The sequence below is a fragment of the Microcoleus sp. Pol14D4 genome, from assembly GCF_036701245.1.
GTDB lineage: Bacteria > Cyanobacteriota > Cyanobacteriia > Cyanobacteriales > Microcoleaceae > Microcoleus.
Genome location: NZ_JAUBQM010000011.1, coordinates 63,370 through 84,849, shown reverse-complemented (window position 1 = coordinate 84,849; position 21,480 = coordinate 63,370). Strand labels below are relative to the sequence as shown.

Annotated in this window: 18 protein-coding genes and 1 pseudogene; 8 read left to right on the top strand and 11 right to left on the bottom strand. The window is 46.1% G+C overall.

Annotated features, from left to right (window positions below; genetic code table 11):
* Window positions 1-41 precede the first annotated feature (41 nt).
* From QUA33_RS07305 to QUA33_RS07295, 3 genes are all read right to left on the bottom strand, one after another.
* Window positions 42-1,739, bottom strand: coding sequence for an EAL domain-containing protein (locus tag QUA33_RS07305; RefSeq protein WP_333147670.1), 1,698 nt, complete (start codon window positions 1,737-1,739; stop codon window positions 42-44).
* Window positions 1,739-4,111 carry a PAS domain S-box protein gene (locus QUA33_RS07300; RefSeq protein ID WP_333147668.1) on the bottom strand — a complete coding sequence of 791 codons (2,373 nt, stop codon included), beginning with the start codon at window positions 4,109-4,111 and terminating at the stop codon, window positions 1,739-1,741. The genes QUA33_RS07305 and QUA33_RS07300 overlap by 1 nt, the downstream gene beginning before the upstream one ends.
* A 519-nt stretch (window positions 4,112-4,630) precedes the next feature.
* Complete coding sequence (locus tag QUA33_RS07295) at window positions 4,631-5,821, bottom strand: WD40 repeat domain-containing protein (RefSeq protein WP_333147666.1); 1,191 nt, start codon at window positions 5,819-5,821, stop codon at window positions 4,631-4,633.
* Between the two features lie 258 nt (window positions 5,822-6,079).
* On the opposite strand from QUA33_RS07295, the gene QUA33_RS07290 reads away from it, so the two are divergent.
* Both QUA33_RS07290 and QUA33_RS07285 read left to right on the top strand, forming a co-directional pair.
* A complete protein-coding gene (locus QUA33_RS07290; protein ID WP_333147664.1) occupies window positions 6,080-6,454 on the top strand; it encodes a DUF1257 domain-containing protein in 375 nt (124 codons plus the stop codon).
* Between the two features lie 46 nt (window positions 6,455-6,500).
* Window positions 6,501-7,361 carry a DUF6920 family protein gene (locus tag QUA33_RS07285; protein ID WP_333147662.1) on the top strand — a complete coding sequence of 287 codons (861 nt, stop codon included), beginning with the start codon at window positions 6,501-6,503 and terminating at the stop codon, window positions 7,359-7,361.
* A 74-nt stretch (window positions 7,362-7,435) separates the two neighbouring features.
* Here the strand turns inward: QUA33_RS07285 and ilvA are convergent, their stop codons facing one another.
* The gene (gene ilvA, locus QUA33_RS07280; RefSeq protein WP_333147680.1) at window positions 7,436-8,968 is read right to left on the bottom strand and encodes a threonine ammonia-lyase, biosynthetic; all 1,533 of its coding nucleotides are present in this window, start codon (window positions 8,966-8,968) and stop codon (window positions 7,436-7,438) included.
* A gap of 244 nt (window positions 8,969-9,212) precedes the next feature.
* On the opposite strand from ilvA, the gene QUA33_RS07275 reads away from it, so the two are divergent.
* Window positions 9,213-9,767 carry a GNAT family N-acetyltransferase gene (locus tag QUA33_RS07275; RefSeq protein ID WP_333147659.1) on the top strand — a complete coding sequence of 185 codons (555 nt, stop codon included), beginning with the start codon at window positions 9,213-9,215 and terminating at the stop codon, window positions 9,765-9,767.
* A 91-nt stretch (window positions 9,768-9,858) separates the two neighbouring features.
* On the opposite strand, the gene QUA33_RS07270 is transcribed toward QUA33_RS07275, so the two are convergent.
* The 5 genes from QUA33_RS07270 to QUA33_RS07250 form a co-directional block, all read right to left on the bottom strand.
* Window positions 9,859-10,428 (bottom strand): hypothetical protein, encoded by a 570-nt coding sequence (locus QUA33_RS07270; RefSeq protein WP_333147657.1) that lies wholly within the window; start codon window positions 10,426-10,428, stop codon window positions 9,859-9,861.
* 188 nt (window positions 10,429-10,616) lie between these two features.
* The gene (locus tag QUA33_RS07265; RefSeq protein ID WP_333147655.1) at window positions 10,617-11,474 is read right to left on the bottom strand and encodes a bifunctional class I SAM-dependent methyltransferase/HIT family protein; all 858 of its coding nucleotides are present in this window, start codon (window positions 11,472-11,474) and stop codon (window positions 10,617-10,619) included.
* Between the two features lie 109 nt (window positions 11,475-11,583).
* Window positions 11,584-13,281, bottom strand: coding sequence for an Hsp70 family protein (locus QUA33_RS07260; RefSeq protein ID WP_333147653.1), 1,698 nt, complete (start codon window positions 13,279-13,281; stop codon window positions 11,584-11,586).
* Between the two features lie 20 nt (window positions 13,282-13,301).
* A complete protein-coding gene (locus QUA33_RS07255) occupies window positions 13,302-14,084 on the bottom strand; it encodes an XRE family transcriptional regulator (protein WP_333147651.1) in 783 nt (260 codons plus the stop codon).
* 11 nt (window positions 14,085-14,095) lie between these two features.
* Complete coding sequence (locus QUA33_RS07250) at window positions 14,096-14,308, bottom strand: DUF2997 domain-containing protein (protein WP_333094589.1); 213 nt, start codon at window positions 14,306-14,308, stop codon at window positions 14,096-14,098.
* An 82-nt stretch (window positions 14,309-14,390) separates the two neighbouring features.
* Here QUA33_RS07250 and QUA33_RS07245 point away from each other — a divergent pair, with 82 nt between their 5' ends.
* Window positions 14,391-15,413: a low specificity L-threonine aldolase gene (locus tag QUA33_RS07245; protein ID WP_333147649.1), complete on the top strand. Its 1,023-nt coding sequence runs from the start codon at window positions 14,391-14,393 to the stop codon at window positions 15,411-15,413.
* A 198-nt stretch (window positions 15,414-15,611) separates the two neighbouring features.
* Here QUA33_RS07245 and QUA33_RS07240 read toward each other — a convergent pair whose 3' ends face one another.
* Both QUA33_RS07240 and QUA33_RS07235 read right to left on the bottom strand, forming a co-directional pair.
* Entirely contained in the window at window positions 15,612-16,010 is a 399-nt protein-coding gene (locus QUA33_RS07240; protein ID WP_190737102.1) for a DUF4112 domain-containing protein, read from the bottom strand.
* 69 nt (window positions 16,011-16,079) lie between these two features.
* Window positions 16,080-16,418: a helix-turn-helix domain-containing protein gene (locus QUA33_RS07235; protein ID WP_333065923.1), complete on the bottom strand. Its 339-nt coding sequence runs from the start codon at window positions 16,416-16,418 to the stop codon at window positions 16,080-16,082.
* Between the two features lie 116 nt (window positions 16,419-16,534).
* On the opposite strand from QUA33_RS07235, the gene QUA33_RS07230 reads away from it, so the two are divergent.
* The 4 genes and pseudogenes from QUA33_RS07230 to QUA33_RS07215 form a co-directional block, all read left to right on the top strand.
* On the top strand, window positions 16,535-17,233 hold the full coding sequence (locus QUA33_RS07230) for a pirin family protein (protein WP_333147647.1): 699 nt from the start codon (window positions 16,535-16,537) through the stop codon (window positions 17,231-17,233).
* A gap of 182 nt (window positions 17,234-17,415) precedes the next feature.
* Window positions 17,416-17,622, top strand: a complete 207-nt coding sequence (locus tag QUA33_RS07225) for a hypothetical protein (protein WP_333147644.1) — start codon at window positions 17,416-17,418, stop codon at window positions 17,620-17,622.
* A gap of 161 nt (window positions 17,623-17,783) precedes the next feature.
* Window positions 17,784-19,427, top strand: a complete 1,644-nt coding sequence (locus QUA33_RS07220) for a WD40 domain-containing protein (RefSeq protein WP_333147642.1) — start codon at window positions 17,784-17,786, stop codon at window positions 19,425-19,427.
* Window positions 19,428-19,839: 412 nt separating this feature from the next.
* Window positions 19,840-20,883 (top strand): annotated as a pseudogene (locus tag QUA33_RS07215) (ABC transporter ATP-binding protein); the annotation flags it as partial.
* Between the last annotated feature and the right edge of the window lie 597 nt (window positions 20,884-21,480).

Below are 21,480 nucleotides of genomic sequence, written 5' to 3'. Positions count from 1 at the left end.
CTTCCCTCTTCCCTCTTCCCTCTTCCTTCTTCCTTCTTCCCCTAGCGAATCCGTTGCCGAACTTCCTGCTTCCTCCAGCATAAATCCCAGGACTTATCACTTTTCAGTAGCGCTTCAAACTCAGCCCTTGGCAAAGCCTGACTGAAAAGATAGCCTTGAATTTCGTCGCATTCGTGTTCGCACAAAAAATCAAGTTCTTGCTTATTTTCTACCCCCTCAGCAACCACTGTCATGTTCATGCAGTGTGCCATTTGAATAATCGCTATTGTTATCGCTGCATTTTGGCGATCGTCTGCAATATCGCGAATAAAACTCTTGTCTATTTTGATCGCATCAAACGGAAAGAGTTTGGGATAACTCAAAGAAGAATATCCCGTTCCAAAATCATCAATTGCTATCCTAATTCCCCGATCTTTCCACACCGTAAAAGCTTTGGCTGCTGCAATTTCGTCTTGCAAAACTAGACTTTCCGTCAGTTCTAATTCCAACCACTTGGGATCGAGGCCAGTTTCTGTTAATATCTCCCTGACTCTTTCCGTGAAATTTTTGCGCTCGAATTGACGGGCGGATACGTTAACTGCCACTCGGAGGGGCGGTAAACCTTCTCTTTGCCATGTTTTAGCTTGCCTGCAAGCAGTCTCTAATACCCATTCACCCAACGGTGCAATCAAGCCCATTTCTTCAGCCAGGGGAATAAATTCCCCTGGGGAAACTCGCCCCCGTTCTGGATGATTCCAGCGGAGCAAAGCTTCAGCCCCAATAATTTTACCTGTTTTAATTTCTATTTGCGGCTGATAGTAAATTTCAAACTCTGAGCTTTTTAAAGCATGGCGCAAGCAAGTTTCTTGAAGAAGTGTATTGATAAAATACTTAGCATTTTTTGCCGAATAAAAATGATAAGTATTGCCGCCTTTTTGCTGAGATTGATACATTGCTATATAAGCATTTTTCAGCATTTCATCTCCGTCGATGCCGTCACCGGGATACAAGCAGACACCCATACTAGCAGTGACATACACTTCACAATCTTTGACAATCATACCTTGGGAGACAAGATCTAAAATGTTTTGAGCAATCTTTGCCACATCCTGTTTTTCTGCAACTGGTTTAAGAATCAGCGCGAATTCGGCCGCTTCCAAACGAGCAACAATATTAATGTTTTCCATGCAGTTATTTAGCCGCTGGGCGATGGTGCAAAGCACTGAGTCGCCGATATCGTGTCCCCAGGTACTGTTAATGCGGTTGATTTTATCTAAGCTAAGCGTGACAACTGGAACGAATCCTGACAATTCTTTTTGACCATCTAATACTCGACTTAACTTTTCTCGCAAAAATGAACGATTCGGCAGGTTCGTCAAGCTATCATACTGATGTCGGTAGAGTGCCAGTTGAATAGTTGTGTGCAAGTTTTTTTCTTCAAATGGCTTGACAATATAGCCGAACGGTTTTGTACTATTAACTCGTCGCAAAGTAGTTTCATCGGCATAAGCTGTCAGATAAACTACGGGAATTTGAAAGCGCAAGCGAATTTCTTCGGCTGCTGTAATGCCGTCGATTTCTCCTTGCAGGTTAAGATCCATTAAAACTAAATCCGGGCGCAACTTGGCTGCCGATTCAATCGCTTCTTCTCCCGAATAGACCATGCCAGTTATTCTATATCCTAGAGATATCAAACTGTCGGAAATGTCTTCCGCAATGATGCTCTCGTCTTCAACTATCAGAATTTTTTTGTTAGACACTAATTTTTTTCCTCAGAGTGCAATTTAGGTTGACAAAAGGTTATTCTAAAAGTTGTGCCAGCAGTTTCTAACAGTTCTATTCCCCCCCGGATTTGCTTTACTAAAGACCCGACGAGTCGCAAACCCAACGTTCGGGCTTTTCGATAATCTAAGTCTTGAGGAAAACCAATTCCGCTGTCGCTCACGGTTAGCACGCAAAGTCGATTTTTTTCCAAAGAAAAATCTATGTTAATTTTACCTTTAATTTGTCCTTTAAAAGCATATTTGAGAGCATTTGTCACAAGCTCGTTGATAATTAACCCGCAAGGAACTGCCGTATCAATATTAAGAGAACACGGCGCAATATTTGTTTGCAACTTAACGCCTTCTGCATGATTTTCATAAGCTTGGAATAAATTGTGTGCGAGATTTTGGATATATTCAGCAAAATCAATGTTTGACCAGTCTTTGGAGTGATATAATTGTTCGTGAACCAGAGCCATCGATCTGACTCGGTTTTGACTTTCTTTTAACATTTCACTAACGCGGCTGTCTTGAATGTAGCGAGACTGAAGTTTCAGCAGGCTAGAAATAACTTGGAGGTTGTTTTTGACGCGGTGGTGAATTTCTTGGAGAAGGACTTCTTTTTCGGCGAGCGAGGCTTTGATTTGATCCTCATCCCGTTTGCGCTCTGTAATGTCGCGTACTACAGCTTGGAGAAATTTTTGTCCGTTAATTTCCATTGCGTTTAACAGAACTTCTGCGGAAAATTCTGAACCGTCAAGTCGTTTGTGTACCCACTCAAAGCGACAGCTACCTGTTTGCAATGCTGCCGATATTCTCTGTATTGCTAGACTGGATGAGTCTTGTCCGCTCGGCTGAAATTGTGGGGAAAAGTCGCTCAATCTCTTGCCGTAAAATTCTTTGGTGTTGCTACAGCCAAATATTTTTAAGGTAGCGGGGTTGCAGTCAAAGAACTCCTTTTCGTCAAGCAACATTACTGCGTCGCTGGTGGCTTCATAAAGGCTACGAAATTTGTGTTCTGATTCTTGCAGCGAGCATATCAATTGGTTTTTTAGAGCTTCTGCACGCTTGCGGTCGGTAATGTCTATTCCTACGGAAACCGCAGCAGTTCCCTGATGATATTTCTGAGCTACTATCAAATAGTTGCGGACGAAACCGTTAATTTCAATGTCTATTTCTTGCCAGGTTTGCTGAGATGAACTCTCAAAAAAATTTCGGATCAGTTCTCCAAAAGTCGAGCCTTTCTCGAGAAAGTTTATTTCTTGACCGACAAAGCTTTCAGGAGACAGGTTGAATGAGGTTGCTAAGTGCTGGTTGACTCCAATATACCGCAAATCTGAACTGATCCAAGAAATCAGTCCCGGTACCGCATCCAAAACGGCGCGAAGTTGGTCTGTAGCTTCTTGGAGTGCTTGTTCCGATCGCTTGCGATCGCTAATATCTGTCGCCGTTCCGAACAAGCCTAAAATAGCGCCGTTTTCAGCTTGGTTGACGATGCTGTTGACGCGCAGGTGGACGGGAGTACCGTCTTTACGAATGTGTACTGTTTCGTAAGGAGAATTAGCGGTTTGTGGCTGAATTTTGGTTCTTGCTAAAAGTTGAGCAAATATTTCTCTTGGTCTACTTGCTTGATCTGGAACTAAAAAATCGGTGAAGTGGCGTCCGATCATTTCTGGCGGTTCGTAACCGTAGATGCGTTTGGCGGCGGAATTGACAAAAGTCAAGAGGCCTTCAGTATCGATCGACCAAATCAATTCTTGGGAGGTTTCTACGAGGTTGCGGTACTTTTTTTCGCTTTCGGCAAGTGCTGCATTGAAAAATTTCGTCTGCTTCTGAAGTCTCTCTTCTAATTCTTGATTTGCCGTCTCCAGAGTTGCGATCGACTGCTCGCGCTCGCTAATTTCAGTAGAAACACCCACTGCCCCAACCACTGCGCCGTTTCTATCTCGCAGCGCTGCCGATCGAATTTCGTGAATAAAATGCCTCTCTCGGACGTTCCAAGTACGATCGTTTCCTGCTAATACCTCGGCAATATTTTCTAAGATATCTGGCTGGCTGCTGTAAACTTCAAAAATCGAAAGCCCGACAGTTGCACCGGGTTTGAGTCCCAATTTTTCTAATCCTTTTCCTGCTGCAAGGGTCAACTTGCCTTCTCTGTCTGTTGCCCACAGGAAAATTGGGGCACAACTGACAGCGGCGTGAAGGGTTTCGTTGGCTTGTTTGAGCCGATCGATTTCTGCGTGAAGCCGATCCTGGGTGGTGTTTAATTCTACCGTTAGTCGATCGGCTTTTTGCTGCCAACTGGCAGCAGTATCGCACATTTCTGCGAAATGGCGAGAACGACAGATGGATTGGTTGCAGTGTGACATGGTTACTCTAGGGCGCACTGTATATTTAACCCCAGCCTATCTTTTAAGCATAAACTTTTTAAGTCAAATATTACAATTAGCAGGAATACTCATCCGACCAAGATGCGATATATTAAAGATACTTTAAAGGATTCAGAAATTACTGCTATATCGGGATTTTGGGCGACTGTTTAGAAATTTATAATAAGCTCAATAATGCCTGCCAGTCGGTATTTTTACGGTGACTATTTGTAGTAGTGCAAAAAGAATTTCCGCATTCCTCGGCTTGCACAAAAACTGAAATTGTAAATTTATTATATTTGTTTGCGTAGATTCACGCACCGAGGAAGAGAGAATCGGGAAAATTGAAATATAGGCAGCCCCTGAATGGTTGGGAGGTACTTAATTTGTGCAAATCATGAGGTCGATTCCTTCTTCTTTCTGCCTTCTGCCTTCTGCCTTCTGCCTTCTTCCCTATTCCCTATTCTCTATTTCTTCCATCCGCTACATCCGTAGAGCGAATCCGTTGCCGAACTTCCTTCAATTAACTCCCCAAATTTTGATAGTTTTGTCTATACTGCCACTGATAATAGTTTCACCATCGCTGCTAAAAGTAAGACAAGTAACAGAGATTTGATGTCCGCTGATAGTGTAAAAATTTTCGCCCGTACTGGCATTCCAAAATTTGATATTACCATCTGCACTAGCGCTGACAACAGTGCGTCCGTCGGGACTAAAGGCGATCGCATTTATCGAGTTAAAATGCCCTGCCAATGTGATTGAACTATCTGGATTCGATAGCTGTCGCAGTTGAATGTTTCTGTCCCAGCCGCCAGTAGCCAAAGTCTGCCCGTCTGGGCTCAGAGCCAGACAATTCGCATAACCCTTAATTGTTTGAGAGCACTCTCTGCTGCGGAGGTTCCACAGCTTAATTGTACCATCAGAACTGCTGCTAGCGAGAGTTTGTGCGATCGGGCTAAAAGCAAGACTAACAATTCCTGCTTTATGAGCTCCCCAAGTTAAAAGATTGCCAAAGGTACAGATTAACTTTCCCGTCTCTAAATTCCAAATTTTGATAGTAGTATCTGCCGAACCGCTGGCGATAACTTGACTGTCGGGACTGACGACAATTGCGCTAATTTCCGCTTCATGTCCGAGGGAAGTATGCTGCAATTCTCCTCCCTGCCAAATTTCGATCGCGCGGTGTTTTGGAGTATTTCTGCTCCTCACAAACACTTCACTTTCTTGGCTCAGGACAAAAGTTTCTTGAGCGCGGGGATACTTGTCAACAGTATAGAGTATTTCTCCTGTATCTACATCGCAAATTCTAATTATTTTCCCGTGCAAACTCGCGGTGCGAGATCCTCCGGGACTAATCGCAAGATTTGTCCCAGTTTTCACAGTGCGGATGCAATCAAAAAGCTTGTAAGGCACGAAGTCTTTTAAAGCTTGGCGCACTAACGGTTCTGTCCTCGATCGCAAAATTAAATAAGCAACTCGCTGCACTTCTGCTGCGGGGTCAAGCAGCGCCTCAATTGCTAAATTTAAACCAGCGCCTCCGTATTTGGGAGCATCTTTTACAGCGGCAATCCGAGCCTCGATACTAGGACTGTTGAAGCGCTGCTTTACCCCCGCGATGCCTCCCAAAACAGCGCCGGCGATCGGGATTTGACTTTGGCCGCCGAGGACGGCATCATATTCTCTGGGTTGGTTAGAATTGTCGGCTATCATACGATTTTAGATTTTAGATTTTAGATTTTAGATTGAATAATTGGAAGATTGAAGAAAGCGAATTCACGGATAAATAGGGGGGATTGTTATCGGATACTCAGTTGTAATTTTCTGAGCCTATGAATCCGGGGGCTTGTAACCTGGCTGCTTTTGGTGACGCTAAAACCGCGTTTAAGAGCGCAAATTCTAACTTGTTGACGGTTGGAGTTTATAGTATTATAATCAAATCAGCGTTTCACACAAAAATCCGAAAGTGATATGTCACACTTCACAACGATCAAGGTTCAGATCAAGAACGGCGAACTGCTGCATCAAGTGTTGGAAGAATTGGGTTATCAAGTAGAGTGCAATGTGCAGGTACGGGGTTATCGGGGTGACAAAACTAATGCCGAGTACGTGATTCGGCAATCCAACGGTTACGATTTGGGTTTTCGCCGCAACGGAGAGGATTACGAATTGGTGGCGGATTTTTGGGGCGCTCGAATTAATCAGCAGGAATTTGTCAATTTAATTAGTCAAAAATACGCGCGCAAAAGTTTGATGGCGGCGGTGCAGTCAGAGGGTTTTCATGTTGAAGAAGAGGAAACTTTGGCAGATGGAACGGTGAGAGTTGTAGTTGGTAGGTGGGTTTAAGACTCGCCCTTGATTAACTCGTTTTTAGGTATCAAGAGGAATCACCATGTGGCGATCGCCGATCGTACTAATCATCCTGGCGCTGGTAGTTGGCATTGTTGGGGCGATCGCCCTTGGGGCATACCGCTGGCATCTGGGTACCAAAAAACTGCGAGCGAATCTGGAAGCTGCACGCTTGCCGATTAAACCTCTCACATTTGATGCGCGGGAAATCGCCGATTTACCCCAGCCAGTGCAGGGCTACTTTCGCGCGGTGCTCCAGGATGGACAACCGCTAATTGCAACAGCGCGGGTTTCCCACGAAGGCACGTTTAACATGAGCGAAACCGCAGAAAAATGGAGCGCCTTCACCTCAACTCAACTCGTAATTACTCAGCGCCCTGGCTTTGACTGGGACGGGCGAATTGCCATGATGCCCGGTATCAATGCGTTTGTTCATGATGCCTATATTTCTGGCGAAGGCATCCTCCATGCAGCGCTGCTTGGTCTGGTGACTCTGGCGGATATCCGCGGCACTCCTGAAGCTGCACAAGGGGAACTGATGCGCTTTTTCGCGGAGGCGGCTTGGTATCCGACGAGACTGCTGCCGAGTCAGGGTGTTCGCTGGGAGGCGATCGACAATTCTTCGGCCAGAGCAACGCTACAGGATGGCGACACCGCTGTTTCCCTGGATTTCCGCTTTGATGAAGCAGGGCTAATCGCCACTCTCCGCGCTGAGGCCCGCGCCCGTACAGTTAGCGGCGGGCTGGTGTTTGCGCCCTGGCAAGGCCGCTTCTGGGACTACGAATTGCGAGACGGTATGCGGATTCCCCTCTCCGGTGAGGTGGCGTGGCAACTGCCTGATGGCTCGCTATTGCCCTACTGGCGCGGCCGCATCACGAATATTGCCTATGAGTTTGCACGATGATTCTAGTTTGTGTTGTAGGGTGCCCCGGTTTCAACCGCCTCCTTCATAAAGAGGGTAACTTTCCCCAAAAAACCCTACCTCAAAAACAACTTATAAGCCGGATTCTGACTCTCATCCCCATACTGATAGCCCAGCGTATCCAAAAAAGCCTGCCATTCCTGCATCTCATCGGGCGGCACTTGAATTCCCACCACAATTCGCCCGTAATCAGCCCCATTATTTCGATAGTGAAAAACGCTGATATTCCAGTTAGGACTCATCGAACCGACAAACTTCATCAACGCACCCGGACGTTCGGGAAATTCAAAGCGATAAAACAATTCATGATTGGCCAGCATCGAACGCCCGCCCACCATATGCCGCACGTGCAATTTCGTTAATTCATCATCAGTTAAATCCAAAGTCTTGAAGCCACAATCTTCAAAACTTGCGGCTATCTTCACCGCATCGGCACGGTTTTGAATTTGTACACCGATAAAAATATGTGCCTCTTTCTCATCCGCAATTCGATAGCTAAATTCAGTTAAATTGCGCTTTCCAAGACACTCGCAAAACCTGCGGAGACTGCCAGCTTGTTCGGGAATTGTGACTGCAAAAATGGCTTCGCGGCGTTCGCCAAACTCGGCTCTTTCTGCTACAAAACGCAGGCGATCGAAATTCATGTTCGCGCCGCAAGCCACAGCAATTAAGGTTTCTCCTGCGATTTGTTCGCGTTCGACGTAAGCTTTCGCACCTGCGATCGCCAAAGCGCCAGCAGGTTCTAAGATCGATCGCGTATCTTCAAAAACATCCTTAATCGCCGCGCAAACATCATCCGTATGCACCAAAATAATCTCATCCACATACTCCTGACACAAGCGAAAAGTTTCCTCCCCCACTTCCCGCACAGCAACGCCATCAGCAAATAAACCCACCTGCGACAAACGCACTCGTTTACCGGCTTTCAGCGATTGATTCATGGCATCGGAATCCACCGGTTCGACGCCAATAATTTTAATTTCCGGCCGCAACCGCTTGACATAGGCCGCAATTCCCGAAATCAATCCACCCCCACCAATTGCCACAAAAATCGCGTGAATTGGTTTTTGATGTTGCCGCAGAATTTCCATGCCGATCGTACCCTGTCCAGCAATCACGTAGGCGTCATCAAAAGGGTGAATAAAAGTCATACCTTTTTCCGCCTCTAATTGGCGCGCAAAGGCGTAGGCATCGTCGTAGGTATCCCCATGCAAAACTACCTCTCCACCACGGGCTATCACCGCATTTACCTTCACCTGCGGCGTAGTTACGGGCATGACGATAATCGCGCGAGTTCCCAGGTGGCGGGCGGCGAGGGCGACTCCTTGGGCGTGGTTGCCGGCGGAAGCTGCAATGACACCTTGTGCTAGCAAATCCGGCGACAGTTGCGCCATTTTGTTGTACGCACCCCGCAGTTTGAAGGAAAACACCGACTGCATATCCTCTCGCTTCAGCAAAAGTTTATTGTTGAGCCGTGCTGATAGATTGGGGGCGACTTCTAGGGCTGTTTCTTGAGCAACATCGTAGACGCGGGCGGTAAGGATTTGTACCAGGTAATCGCAAAGCATGGGGTTAGCAGGTTGGTTGATGCCGGATGGTGGGATAATTGTACGGCACTTATGTTAGTATTTTGCGGGGAATTGTAGATCGGGCGATTCCCTGCGGGATAGCTTCGCTTCACGCAAGTTTTTAATAATAACTTTTCGCTTTGGAAACATAAGGAGCCTGAAGACTAGGAATAATATTTCCTTTTTTCCGTTTACCCCGATTATAAAATCCGGTTGATGAGCGTATTAGCCCGTAATCCTTATCCTTGATTTAGTATGTAAATTCATGAACGTACAAATTACAGATTTGCGTGCGGTTGACGAGCCGAAAATTCAACAGGTAGCTAGATTAATAGTTGAAGGTTTTAAAGAGCATTGGCCCGGTGCTTGGCCCGATCTAAATTCTGCTTTGCAAGAAGTGCAAGAATCTTTGGGAGCCGATCGCATCAGTCGAATTGCTGTCGGCGACAGCAATCAAGTTTTGGGATGGATTGGCGGGATTAAACAGTATGACGGTAATGTTTGGGAACTGCACCCGCTGGTAGTGAGAACAGAATTTCGGGGACAAGGAATTGGTCGATCGCTCGTAGCTGATTTAGCAGCAGAAGCTAAAAACCGGGGAGGGATCGTGCTGTGGGTGGGCACCGACGACCAAGACAATCAAACCACTCTTTCAGGCATCAATCTTTATCCTAACGTTTGGGAACACATCGCCAAAATTAAAAATTTGCGCGGTCATCCCTACGAATTTTATCAAAAAATGGGTTTTGCGATCGTGGGAGTAATGCCCGACGCCAACGGAATTGGCAAGCCAGATATTTTCATGGCAAAGCGGTTGTAAAGTTTAATGTAGGTTCTAAATTTACTGACTGGTAGCTTGCCAATCCAACACTTAGCAAAAGTAGTTGTTGAAAGTTTCCCAGAAAATCGGTCTAGTCTGGACGTGCGAACCCCGTTCGAGGGTCGCTAATAAACAAACCCAGAACTAACGAATCCATAACCGTATCCCAGACAGGAGTCAAACGTTCAGCATCGTCAACCCAGTAATCAAAAGTAATCAAACACTGAACATTAGAACCCAATCCAATACAGATTCGCGAATAAGCTTCCCGCTGTTCAGGAGGGTCGATAAACTTAAATTCAGTCCAAACAATGCGGGCAGTTTGCCGCTTCAATTGGATAATTTCCCCAGGAGCGATCGGATTTCGCGTATCATCTTCAACCAGCTTCTGTAATAACGGCACCAGCGGAAAATCTGCCCAGTTATTAGGTGGTAGCAAATTAAACGAAACCTCCAAACGACAATCATCATCCGGCGGCTTTTTATCCGTAAATCGGAACGAGTTAGTATCCGGTTCAAAATGCCAATCTTCCGGGACATCAAAGCGGACTGCACCTCTTCCTGCTACAAAAATTCGAGTTCCAGGCTTTGACTTCCAATTGTGGTCTTCTTTGAGCTCTAGAGTTTCCTTGAGCCATTCTTGCTTTTTGCGCTTAGACATAAACAGAACACCAAATTGCTGCTAATGTGTAGTTTTAGACCTTGCAAACACATTTTAACTCTATTTTGCTCGCCGTTTGCTCAAATATAACAATCCTTACAAAAATTATGAATTCCTCTCTTCTCTATTCCTCTGTGTTCTCTGCGCCTCTGCGGTAAAAAATAATTCCTTTCACAATTGGCTAACTTTTATTTTTCACTCTTGGGAATCACATACCTAATTCCGCCTTTATTCCCAGCCGTATCGCCCTTGTAACGAGGGATAACATGAATAGCCGCGTGACTGCGACTTTGACCAGCCTGTTTATTAATATTGATTCCCACATTAAACCCGTCTGGCTGAAACTCTTTAGTTAACATTTCTTGCACCTTATTAGCCATAAACCAGCAAGCCGATTGCTCTCGAAACGGAAGTTCAAAATAATTAGCAACGTGACGCTTCGGAATAATTAAAACATGACCTTTGCTGGCGGGATAACCGTCAAACATCGCATAAGCTGTTGCTGATTCAGTTAGCAAAGTTAGGTTTTTATACGGATTGCAGAATATGCAGTTATTAGTAGAATTTCTTTGATGGTTGTAATGCACGTATTTGTAAATTTCGCAATACTCATCTAGGTGAACTGGCTTAAATGGAAGTTTGACAATGCACTGATATGTAGGTTTTTTGTGGACATAATGTTCTCGAAAGCCTTCTTTTTTGATATCCCTTCTCACCGCAAAATACGCATTCCCTCCCGGTTTCAACAGGTGCGACACTTCCATCAGGACATTAGCTTGTTCTTCAGGAAACAAAACATTCAAAACATAAAAGCAAATGATTGTATCGAATTTATCTTCGGGGAATTCAGGGAAATAATAAGGGTCATAACCCGTAATATCGAAGCCTTTTTGCTGCAACAATTTTACATCGCTGCCCAAGCCGCACCCAAAATCTAAGACTTTCCCTTGCAGCAAGTTTTTATCCAATAAAAATCTTGCCGGAAATGACAGGTAAATTCTTTCGATGGCCGTCAGGTGGCTGAATTTATTTTGTTGCTTTTTCATGGCAGCCTAAATTTGATTTAAATAAATATTCTTCAGTCCGCGCACCATCCGGACGAGAGTTTGTGTAGTAGCGATTTCAATATCCGAATGTTATCTAAAAATTTTACCATTATTGCAGTTTGGCGATCGCCCCTTTTTCCACCAACACCTTACCAGTCACCAAATCCCGCACTGTCGCCAACAAAACCCGCTTCTCATCCACCTCAAAACTCACCGAAACCCTGTCAATTCCCAATACCCCAGGCGGGTTCAAATGCGCCACACAAACCTGCTGGTGGTGGCTGTCCAGAGAGCGAAAATCCGTCTGTTTGTTGAGCCAACTGCTCGTCATTTGCCCTTTTTCGTTAAAAATAACCTCCGCTTGCGATACCTCCGCCACTTCCCCAATATCTAACCGAATTTCCCTTTGCCCTTCAATTGCCACTTGCAGCGTCAACTCTTCGGAACTTTGACAGGGATACTTCATTTCCTTGCTAAATATCGGCGAATAAGCATAAGCTTTAGCATAAGGTTCCCAAAGGCGAATTGCATAGGTGTGGCGCAAATAATCGTCAACACTCGCTAATTGTGTCAAGGCTAAAGCACCGTGCGCCACTGCTTCAAAAGGCTTGTCTCTTTGAACTTTTTGCCGCCCAAAATACGAAACCACTAAATTAGATACAGCCGGGATTAAAGAAGTTCCTCCTACCAGCAAAACCTGTTCGATATCTGCTTTGCTGATACCTTTTCCCTGTGCAATACTCAGAACTTCATCTAAACTTTCCCGCAACTGTTCTAACAACTGCCTAGATTCCAGAATTTCCTCAAGCTTGTCTCGGTTTAGCTGCAAGTCGTAAGACATAAAATTTTCATCGTCAAACCAGCTTTCCTTCGCCTCATTAACTTGAGAAACTTGAATTTTTAATTTTTCCGCTATTTCTAATAAATTTTGCCAGCCAACTGGGCCGACTTCTGCCCGCGACGAACCAATTTGCCGCAAATAATCTTCGACAATCCAGATGTCAATATCTTCGCCGCCTACATAAGCATCGGATTTTGCCAATACTTCGCCACGCACCCCCCCCAGCCCCCCCTTGGTAAGGGGGGGAGCAAGATTTGTCCCCGCGTTGCTAAGGGGGGGAGCGAGATTTCTCTCCCCCTGGCTAAGGGGGGAAGCGAGATTTCTCCCCCCCTTGCTAAGGGGGGGTAAGGGGGGGGTTAGAGCAGTGCGAACTAAACTTAAATCTAAAGTTCCGCCGCCAAAATCAACTACTAAAACTAGAGAGCCGGGGCGTTGTACTGCATATCCCAGGGCGGCGGCTGTGGATTCATCTATTACCTGAACTTCCGCAACTCCCAAACTTTCTCCTAAGTCGCGAAACCAATCTAGATATCGCTCAAATGATCCAACGGGGACGGTAAAAATTACTTTGTCTGCCTGTATATTTTGTAAATATAATTGTTTCCAAATAGTTTTGATAAACTGTTCTGCCACGGATTCGACTGTGTAGGTTTCGCCGTCGATATTGCGGGGCGGTGGCTGAAAATCGGCAGCTAAATTGCGTTTAAAAGCTTTAAAAAAACGGTCTGGCTGGGATTGCCCCAAACGCTGCGATCGCACTTTTTCTCCCAGCACCAACTCTCCGGCATTTTTCACAAAGACTAAAGTCGGTACTACAGATATTTCTCGAATATCTCCGCTCAAATTATTCGTTTTAAAAATGCGGGAGATCTCGCCCAATCTCAAAGTTTCTGGTGTTTGCGTATCCGGGTTAAGAATGCAGACAACCGTATTGCTGGTGCCGAAGTCAATGGCAACTGTAGTCATGTTGATTTAAAATTTAAAATTTAATTTTTTATTCCCGCTGGAAGGGTACGACTAACTTTAGCAGGAGTAAGAATTTGCTCTCCCTCTCGATAGCCGACAAACCGAATATAAACTAATTCTCCTTCGGTTATATCCTCAACATCCGGCTGGTGCAACTGCGGATTGTAAGCAGTTTGTTCCCACGCAGAACCAATCATTTCAAAATCCCAACTTGATAAAAGATTTTCTAAGGGAGTAAACAAAGCTGAGAGATTTTTGGCGGGCATATCCGGCTTGGCTTCTGCCATTTTGCGGGCTGCGGGATAGTTAGTTAACAAAGTTTGCAACTGTTCAAAGGTAGCGCGGCGAAAATCGGCAGTTAGTTGAGCTTTTTGCTGCTGCAATTCCGATCGCAGCCGGAAACACTGCTGCCTCAATTCTTCTATTTCGCTGGGATCAGTTGTGATTGTAGCCGACATTGGCAGCGCGCTCAAAGTGCGATCGAACTCTTGAAAATTCAAATTCAGCACTGTTGCCAGCCGTCTCAGTTGGTCTAGCGTGAGTTTTCCCACGTCTCCCTGCCGCACTAAGCGCACTCCAAAGCGACTTAAACCTGCTTTTTCGCCTAAGTCTTGCCAATCGAGAATGTCTAGCTGATTCATGCGTTCCCGCAGAATTTTATCGTACTTAAACTCGATCGCATCTCCCGCCTCAGATGCAGCATAAAGGTAGACTAAAATGAGAAAAATGCCCCCGACAGCCAGCGCGAAGCTGAAGGCAGGCACTGTTGTTACATCAACTGTTGCACCGAGGATCTCAAACATCTTTAACTCTTCTAAACCTGTTTTAAAGTCTGCGTTTGTTCAACGCTCAAATTTTCTTCGCCTTCGTAGTATTCTGGCAGCAAGTCTTGAGATTCTATTTTTCCGAGGGCTTTTTCAATTTCGGCGGTGGTCTCAGTGCAACTCGAACCAGTGGCGTTGAGGACGGTTTCGGTAATTTTGCCGTCTTTGCCGATGCGGTATTCTATTTGGCGGTATTCTGCCATAATTGTGCCTCTTGGTTTAATGCTTGAGTGTTGAATGCTGAGGATTGAGTTATATTATAGATTCTATTTACCAATTATTCTAATGAATTTTTGTAGCGACAATGCAACCGGGGTTTCGCCGGAGATTATGGTGGCGATTGCAGCGGCTAATTCCGGTGCTGTGATGTCTTACGGAGATGATGAATATACGCAGCGTTTGCAAGTTAAATTTTCGGATTTATTCGAGACATCGGTGACTGTTTTTCCAGTAGCAACAGGTTCTGCTGCTAATGCTCTGGCCCTTGCGGTTATGACTCCTCCTTACGGGGCTGTTTACTGTCACGCGGAATCTCATATTAATCTGGATGAATGCGGTGCGCCGGAGTTTTTTACAGGCGGTGCCAAGTTAGTCACAGTAACAGGAAATCATGGTAAAATAGATGCAGAGACTTTAGGAAAAATACTCGATCGCGCTGGTGCAGGTATCGTCCATCACGTACAGCCCGCAGCCGTCAGCATCACTCAAGCAACGGAAGCCGGCACAGTCTACAATCCAGCGGAAATTTCCCATATTTCGGAAGTAGTTCGCGCTCACAATTTGCACCTGCACATGGATGGAGCTCGCTTTGCCAATGCTGTCGCCAGTCTTGGCTGTTCTCCGGCTGATATCACTTGGCGCGCAGGTGTGGATATTCTATCGTTTGGAGCGACAAAAAACGGCGCAATGGCTGCGGAAGCTGTGGTTTTTTTTAATAGAGAATTAGCAAATACTTTCCCTTTTTACCGCAAGCGCAGCGGGCATCTTTTCTCAAAAATGCGGTTTTTGTCGGCGCAGTTGGAAGCGTATATAACGGATGATTTGTGGCTGAAGAATGCGGCTCATGCAAATAATATGGCAGCCAAATTAGCCCAAGGTTTGGCGGAAGTTGAGGGAGCGAAGTTTTGCCATCAAGTTGAAGCTAACGAGATTTTTATTCAACTTCCAGAATCGGTAATTACAGCGGTTTTAGCTGAGGGTTTTCTGTTTTATCGGTGGGATGAATGTACTGTTAGACTGGTAACGGCTTTTAATACTCTAGAAGCGGATGTTATTGCTTTGGTGGAAGCGGTTAAACGACATCAGTAATTATTTCATAAGGGGGGTTTTACGAATAATATCTGACGAGTACCAACTATCTAGATCAACCCGTTCCCCACAACAGACAACCCGCATCAACATTAAATTTGGATCGAATGCGGAAAATGTACATTGTGATTTTTCGTTTGATGGGGCGGGTTTGAGAGATTGTTGGTTATTTACAATTATTGTTTGTGAAACCCGTACCTACAATTTAATAGATTGAGGAACCGGTTCGGCAACTGCGGCTAGTTCTGGTTCAGCTTCTTCGAGGTGTGCTTCTAAAAGAGCAAGATTTCTCATGTTTGATTTATAAAAAGCATCGAAGATATCTCCGACTAGAGGTACTGACCCCACAACTGCTTCTAGACCGATATTGTAAATCATTTTGCCTAGAGTTTTTTGGGGGATGTTGAATCGAGTTGCTAAATAAATTAGGTATGCGGAAAACGCGGTATCTACGATATCCCCAGCACCCGGAACTAAACCGATAATGGGGTCTAAACCAATGCGAAATTTGGTGCCGGGGATGCCAATGGCGGTATCCATCAGGCGGCTGAGTTTGCGGATGCGGTTGAGGGTGGCGAGACGCTCTATGTTGTTCATATTATTATTGTTGAACTAGGTTGAAAGTTTGAAATCTGTCGGAAGACGGAAAAAAAATCTAGAAACTGCTCATTTTCCATCTTCGCTAATATGCTGAATTCCCCATTCGTGCATGGCATTAATAATCGGTTTGAGACTTTCGCCCAAAGGCGTTAGCGAATATTCAACTTTTGGCGGCACTTGCAAGTAAATTTCCCGGTGTACAATCCCGTCTGACTCCATTTCCCGCAGTTGCTGCGTCAGCATCTTCTGAGTAATGCCGTTGACAGCTCGTTGCAGCTCGTTAAAACGCTTCACTCCTTGAAACAACTCCCGCAGAATCAAGACTTTCCAGCGCCCGCCAATCACCTCTAGAGTGCGTTCTACAGGGCAATTTGCTCGATCGACCTTTGCTTCTTGAACTTGCATAGTATCTTTTTGGTAAGTACCGCACTTTTAAGTGCGTACTATCCATAATAGCTTGACTATGTTTAAAATAAAAACATCAAAGAAATACCCGATAAATTTCACTGAGGATTGAGAAAATGATTACCGTTAGAAAAAGTGAAGCAAGAGGACACGCTAATCATGGTTGGCTAGACAGTTACCATACATTTTCTTTTGCCGGCTATTACGATCCAAATTATATGAACTTTCGCTCTTTGCGGGTAATTAATGAGGATTTCGTTAGCCCCGGCAGAGGTTTCGGCACTCACGGGCACAGCGACATGGAAATCATTACTTATGTATTAGAAGGAGCATTAGAACACAAGGACAGTTTGGGTACTGGTGCAGTGATTAAACCCGGTGAAGTACAGCGGATGAGTGCAGGTACTGGTATCCAGCACAGCGAGTTCAATAACTCGCAAAAAGACCCGGTTCATTTGCTGCAAATCTGGCTGTTACCCGATACAAAAGGCTTGCAGCCGAGTTACGAGCAGCGAGAGTTTCCCCTAGCAGAAAGGCACGGAAAACTGCGTTTAGTAGCGGCACGAGATGCGAGAGATGGTGCTGTGAAAGTGCATCAAGATGTTGATTTGTATGCGGCTGTTTTGGATAAAGACTCGCGGGTTTCTCATGCTTTGCAGCCGAATCGCCACGCTTGGGTGCAAGTTGCTCGCGGCTCGGTTTTGGTCAACGGTTTGCCTTTGAAAAATGGCGACGCTGCGGCGGTTAGCGGCGAGTCTGAATTGGCGATTGAAGCTACGGAAGATGCTGAATTTTTGCTGTTTGATTTGGCATAGAATTGGGCAGCATATATACTAAGTAAGGTGCGTAATTCGCACCCTACTTAGTGATAGATAATGTGCGTATTCCCACCCTACTGAGGGTTGGTTACTACTTAGGAAATAAGTAAATAGGAGGAAGACAGTAAATTTTATTTATGGTACTTCTAGTAAGGGATAAGTCTTTAGGATAAATTTTTATGCAACAAAACCCGATCGCCAGAAAGCATCTTATTGGGAGCCTGATCACTGGTTTAGCAGTTGGCGCGATCGCAGGCGCACCCATCGGCTGGATGGCTAATGGGTATTATTCCGAGCAGCGTTTGGCTCAAATTCTGATTTGCCGAGAAAAGAATAGAGATCAGCCAGTGGCTATTGTTGAGGCTAGGTGCGGTTCCCGATTCTAAATTTTTCTGCTAGCCAGAGGGCTGTGTCAAATATTTTTAGGCTTGTGCGAATGTCGAAAGTTCGATCGCGCAGGCGTTTTGGCGTTGTCAACCGTGAATCTGCCACAAACCGGAAAAGTTATCCGTCAGTTGATATGTGGGTATGTTAAATTTACACAATAATGAATTACAGCAGAACAATTCCGGCTATTTTGAGTGCTACGATCGCCCTGAGTTCGATCGCCCTCATCCCACTCACATCACCTCAAATTGCCCTCGCATTAACCGCCGACAAAGTTAAAACCGTTGCCCAACAAATTACTGTTCGCATCCAGGGGCCAAAAGGCGGTTCAGGAGTAATTTTAGAAAAACAAGGCAGCACATACTATATTCTCACAAACTGGCACGTTGTCGATAAAGCAGGCGATTACGAGGTTGTAACTCCGGACGGCAAAGCTCACTCTGTATACTATAGCCTCGTGCGGCGAATGCCCGGTGCGGATTTGGCCGTCGTGCCGTTCAGCAGCACTCAAAGCTACCCCCTGGCTCAATTAGCCAATTCCGCAGCAACTAAGGGAAACAAGGCTTATGTGGCGGGCTGGCCGATATCCGGCGGTTCTCTGAGACAGCCGATTTTCATCGCCACGGAAGGTCAGCTTACCGGCCGCCAAACTCCTTGGAACGGTTATACTTTGGTATACAACAACTTAGTGAGAGCCGGCATGAGCGGCGGCCCAGTGCTCGACGATGCAGGGCGAGTTGTCGCAATTAACGGCATTGTCAGGTTAGAGGACAACTCCGATAAAATCGTGGCGGCGGGGATAGAAATCAATACTTTCATGAAATGGCGATCGACTATTTCGCTGCCAGTCGTTCCCCAATCTCCTACTGCCGGGAACCCGAAAACTCCGGCAAATAATGCGCCCCGCACGCCCGCAAGTACGATCGCCTTTGCTGCCACAAATACCCTCAAAGGGCCTTCGGAAGTTGTCAGTTCCCTTGCCCTAGCTTCCGCTTATTTTACTACAGGAAATAGCAACGGCACTATCTCAGTTTGGAATTTTCCCAGCGGGCAATTAAAAACTACCCTGCAAGGTCACGCGGAAGCCGTAAACGCATTGGCCGCGAGTGCCGATGGCAAGGTGTTAGCTAGCGGCAGCGACGACAAAACTGTGAAAATTTGGAATTTAGAAACTGGCGCGGTTGTACGCACTTTGAGCGGGCATTCCAATGCAGTTTCGAGCGTTGCCGTTAGTCCCGACGGTCAATTTGTAGCCAGTGGCAGTTGGGACAAAACGATTAAGATTTGGAACGCCAAAACGGGGGAGTTGCTGCGGACTTTGACCGGGCATTCTGGGTTGGTGAATGCTGTTGCAATTAGTCCCGACAACAAAACTTTAGCTAGCGGCAGCAAAGACGGTTCAATTAAGTTGTGGAATTTAGCTACAGGTCAAGCAATTCGCACGATTAGCGGCAAAAGCTTGTCTGTTTTGTCGCTAGCTTTTACTCCCGACGGCAAGAGTTTAGCTGCGGGAAACAGCAATGGTACAATCGGTTTGTGGAATGCAGGAAACGGGCAGTTAATTCGGCGTTTAAGCGGGCATACCGACGGGGTTTGGTCGGTGGCTTTCAGTCGGGATGGCACTACTTTGGTTAGTGGGAGTTGGGATAAGAGTGTGAGACTTTGGGATGTGCGATCGGGCGAATTGAGAGGTAATTTGAGCGGTCATGCTGGCTACGTTAGCGCTGTGGCGATTAGCAGCGACGGTAAGACTATTATTAGTGCCGGTTGGTTGGGGGAAATCAAGATTTGGAAAAGGAGTTGAGATTTTTTTGAACGAACCCCGAAGGCGCGTTAGGCGGAGGGGCGCGTAAGCGCTACTCAACCTAGAAACAGCCCCGCGTCTGTAGCGAACGCAGCTAGTTGAGGGTTCGGTTAAGCACGGACTCTACTGGTAGGATGCTTCAGTTGGTAGCGATTCGATGTATATCGGCTAATCATTTCCGCGCTTCGCACCGTACTCCCTAGCATTTTGCTTCAAAGTACGCTCGACCCTTATGATAGATTTGGTTCTTGCCAGACTACACTGGAAGACAAAATCAAATTAAAAATTTCGCCATAAATTCGATCGACCCGCCGATCGGGCGGGACTCTCAACTTCGTGGAACAGGCGTCCCGCCTGTGGTTGGCAAAGTAAATCTAAAATCTAAAACCTAAAATCGCGTGACTTCTGACAAATGATTGAAGTAGAACACTTAAGCAAAACTTACGGTTCGACCGCAGCGATCGCGGACGTGTCTTTTTCGGTCGAATCAGGAGAAATTCTCGGTTTTTTGGGGCCAAACGGCGCGGGCAAAACCACAACGATGCGGATTTTGTCGGGATATTTGCCGGCATCCAGCGGTACGGCCCGCATCGCCGGCCTCGACGTTCACGAAAACTCGATGGCCGTCAGACAGCGCATCGGCTATCTGCCGGAAAACCCGCCACTGTATCCTGAAATGACTGTGGAAGGGTTTCTCTTTTTTGTGGCCAGGATTAAGCAAGTACCTGCAGGCGATCGCGCGCGACGAGTTACCTCCGCGATCGAACGCTGCGGCCTGGTTGATAAACGCAAAGTTTTAATCCGCAAACTTTCTAAAGGATTTCGCCAGCGCGTCGGTATCGCCCAGGCGATCGTCCATGACCCGCCGGTCATTATCTTAGACGAACCAACCGTCGGCCTCGACCCCCGACAAATCATCGAAGTCCGCAATTTAATCAAAAGTCTTGGCGGCCAGCACACAATCATCCTTTCTACGCACATTCTGCCGGAAGTCAGCATGACTTGCAACCGCGTTACCATCATCAATCGCGGAAAAATCGCCGCTGCGGGTAGTCCCGAAAATTTGATGGGAGAGTTGGCGGTGGGAGAGGGCTACGAACTCGAAGTCGAAGGCGAGGCAGATTTGGTAAACAGTCTGCTGTTGCCTTCTTTGGAAAATTTGGCAGGAGTTCGATCGGTAGAATTAATTCCAAGCCAGCAATTTTTAGTGAATCGCTACCGCCTGCGGGTTTTGTGCGAACCGGAAAGAGAACCCGGACGAGAAATTGCTACAGCTATCCTCGCCTCTGGATTCGGACTCTGCGAAATGCGCCGCTCTCGCGCTACTCTGGAAGATGTGTTTTTAAGGCTGACAGCGGCTGAAAAGAAACCGGAAGAAAATCTGGTTCACAGCGAACCGGAGGTCGATCGAAATCTCCAAGAAGCCACAGAAATTCAAGATTCGATCGCGGATTCTCATCAATCGGAATCACAACCGACGATCGTCCCGGACAATCTGCCCGTTTCAAATAAACCAGAGTCTCTCTATGATTCTCATTCAGCATCGGAAGCAGTTGCAGAAACTGAAGAGTTGCTTGATTATTCTCATTCCGCATCGGAACCAGTTGCAGAAACCGTAGAGCCGATAGAACTTTCTCCACCAGAATTAGAACCAGTTGCAGAAACCGTAGAGCCGATAGAACATCCTCAACCAGAATTAGAATCAGTTGCAGAAACCGTAGAGCCGATAGAACATCCTCAACCAGAATCAGAACCAGTTGCAGAAACCGTAGATTTGAGTGAAGCGAAGCATCTCAGTTTGGGTGTCACAGGAACCCGAGGATCTTACTCGCTACAGATCTCTAAACAAGCAAGCAGGATGCTCACTTTTGTAAAAAATGTTTTTTATAAAAGTGAGAGACTCCCGATAGAACCTTCTCCACCAGAACCGATTGTCGAAAATGTAGAAGTTTCAGAAACCGTAGAGTCGATCGGCTATTCTCAACCAGAATCCGAACCAGTTGTCGAAAGACAAGAGTCGAGCGAGCATCATGAACCAGAACCGATTGTCGAA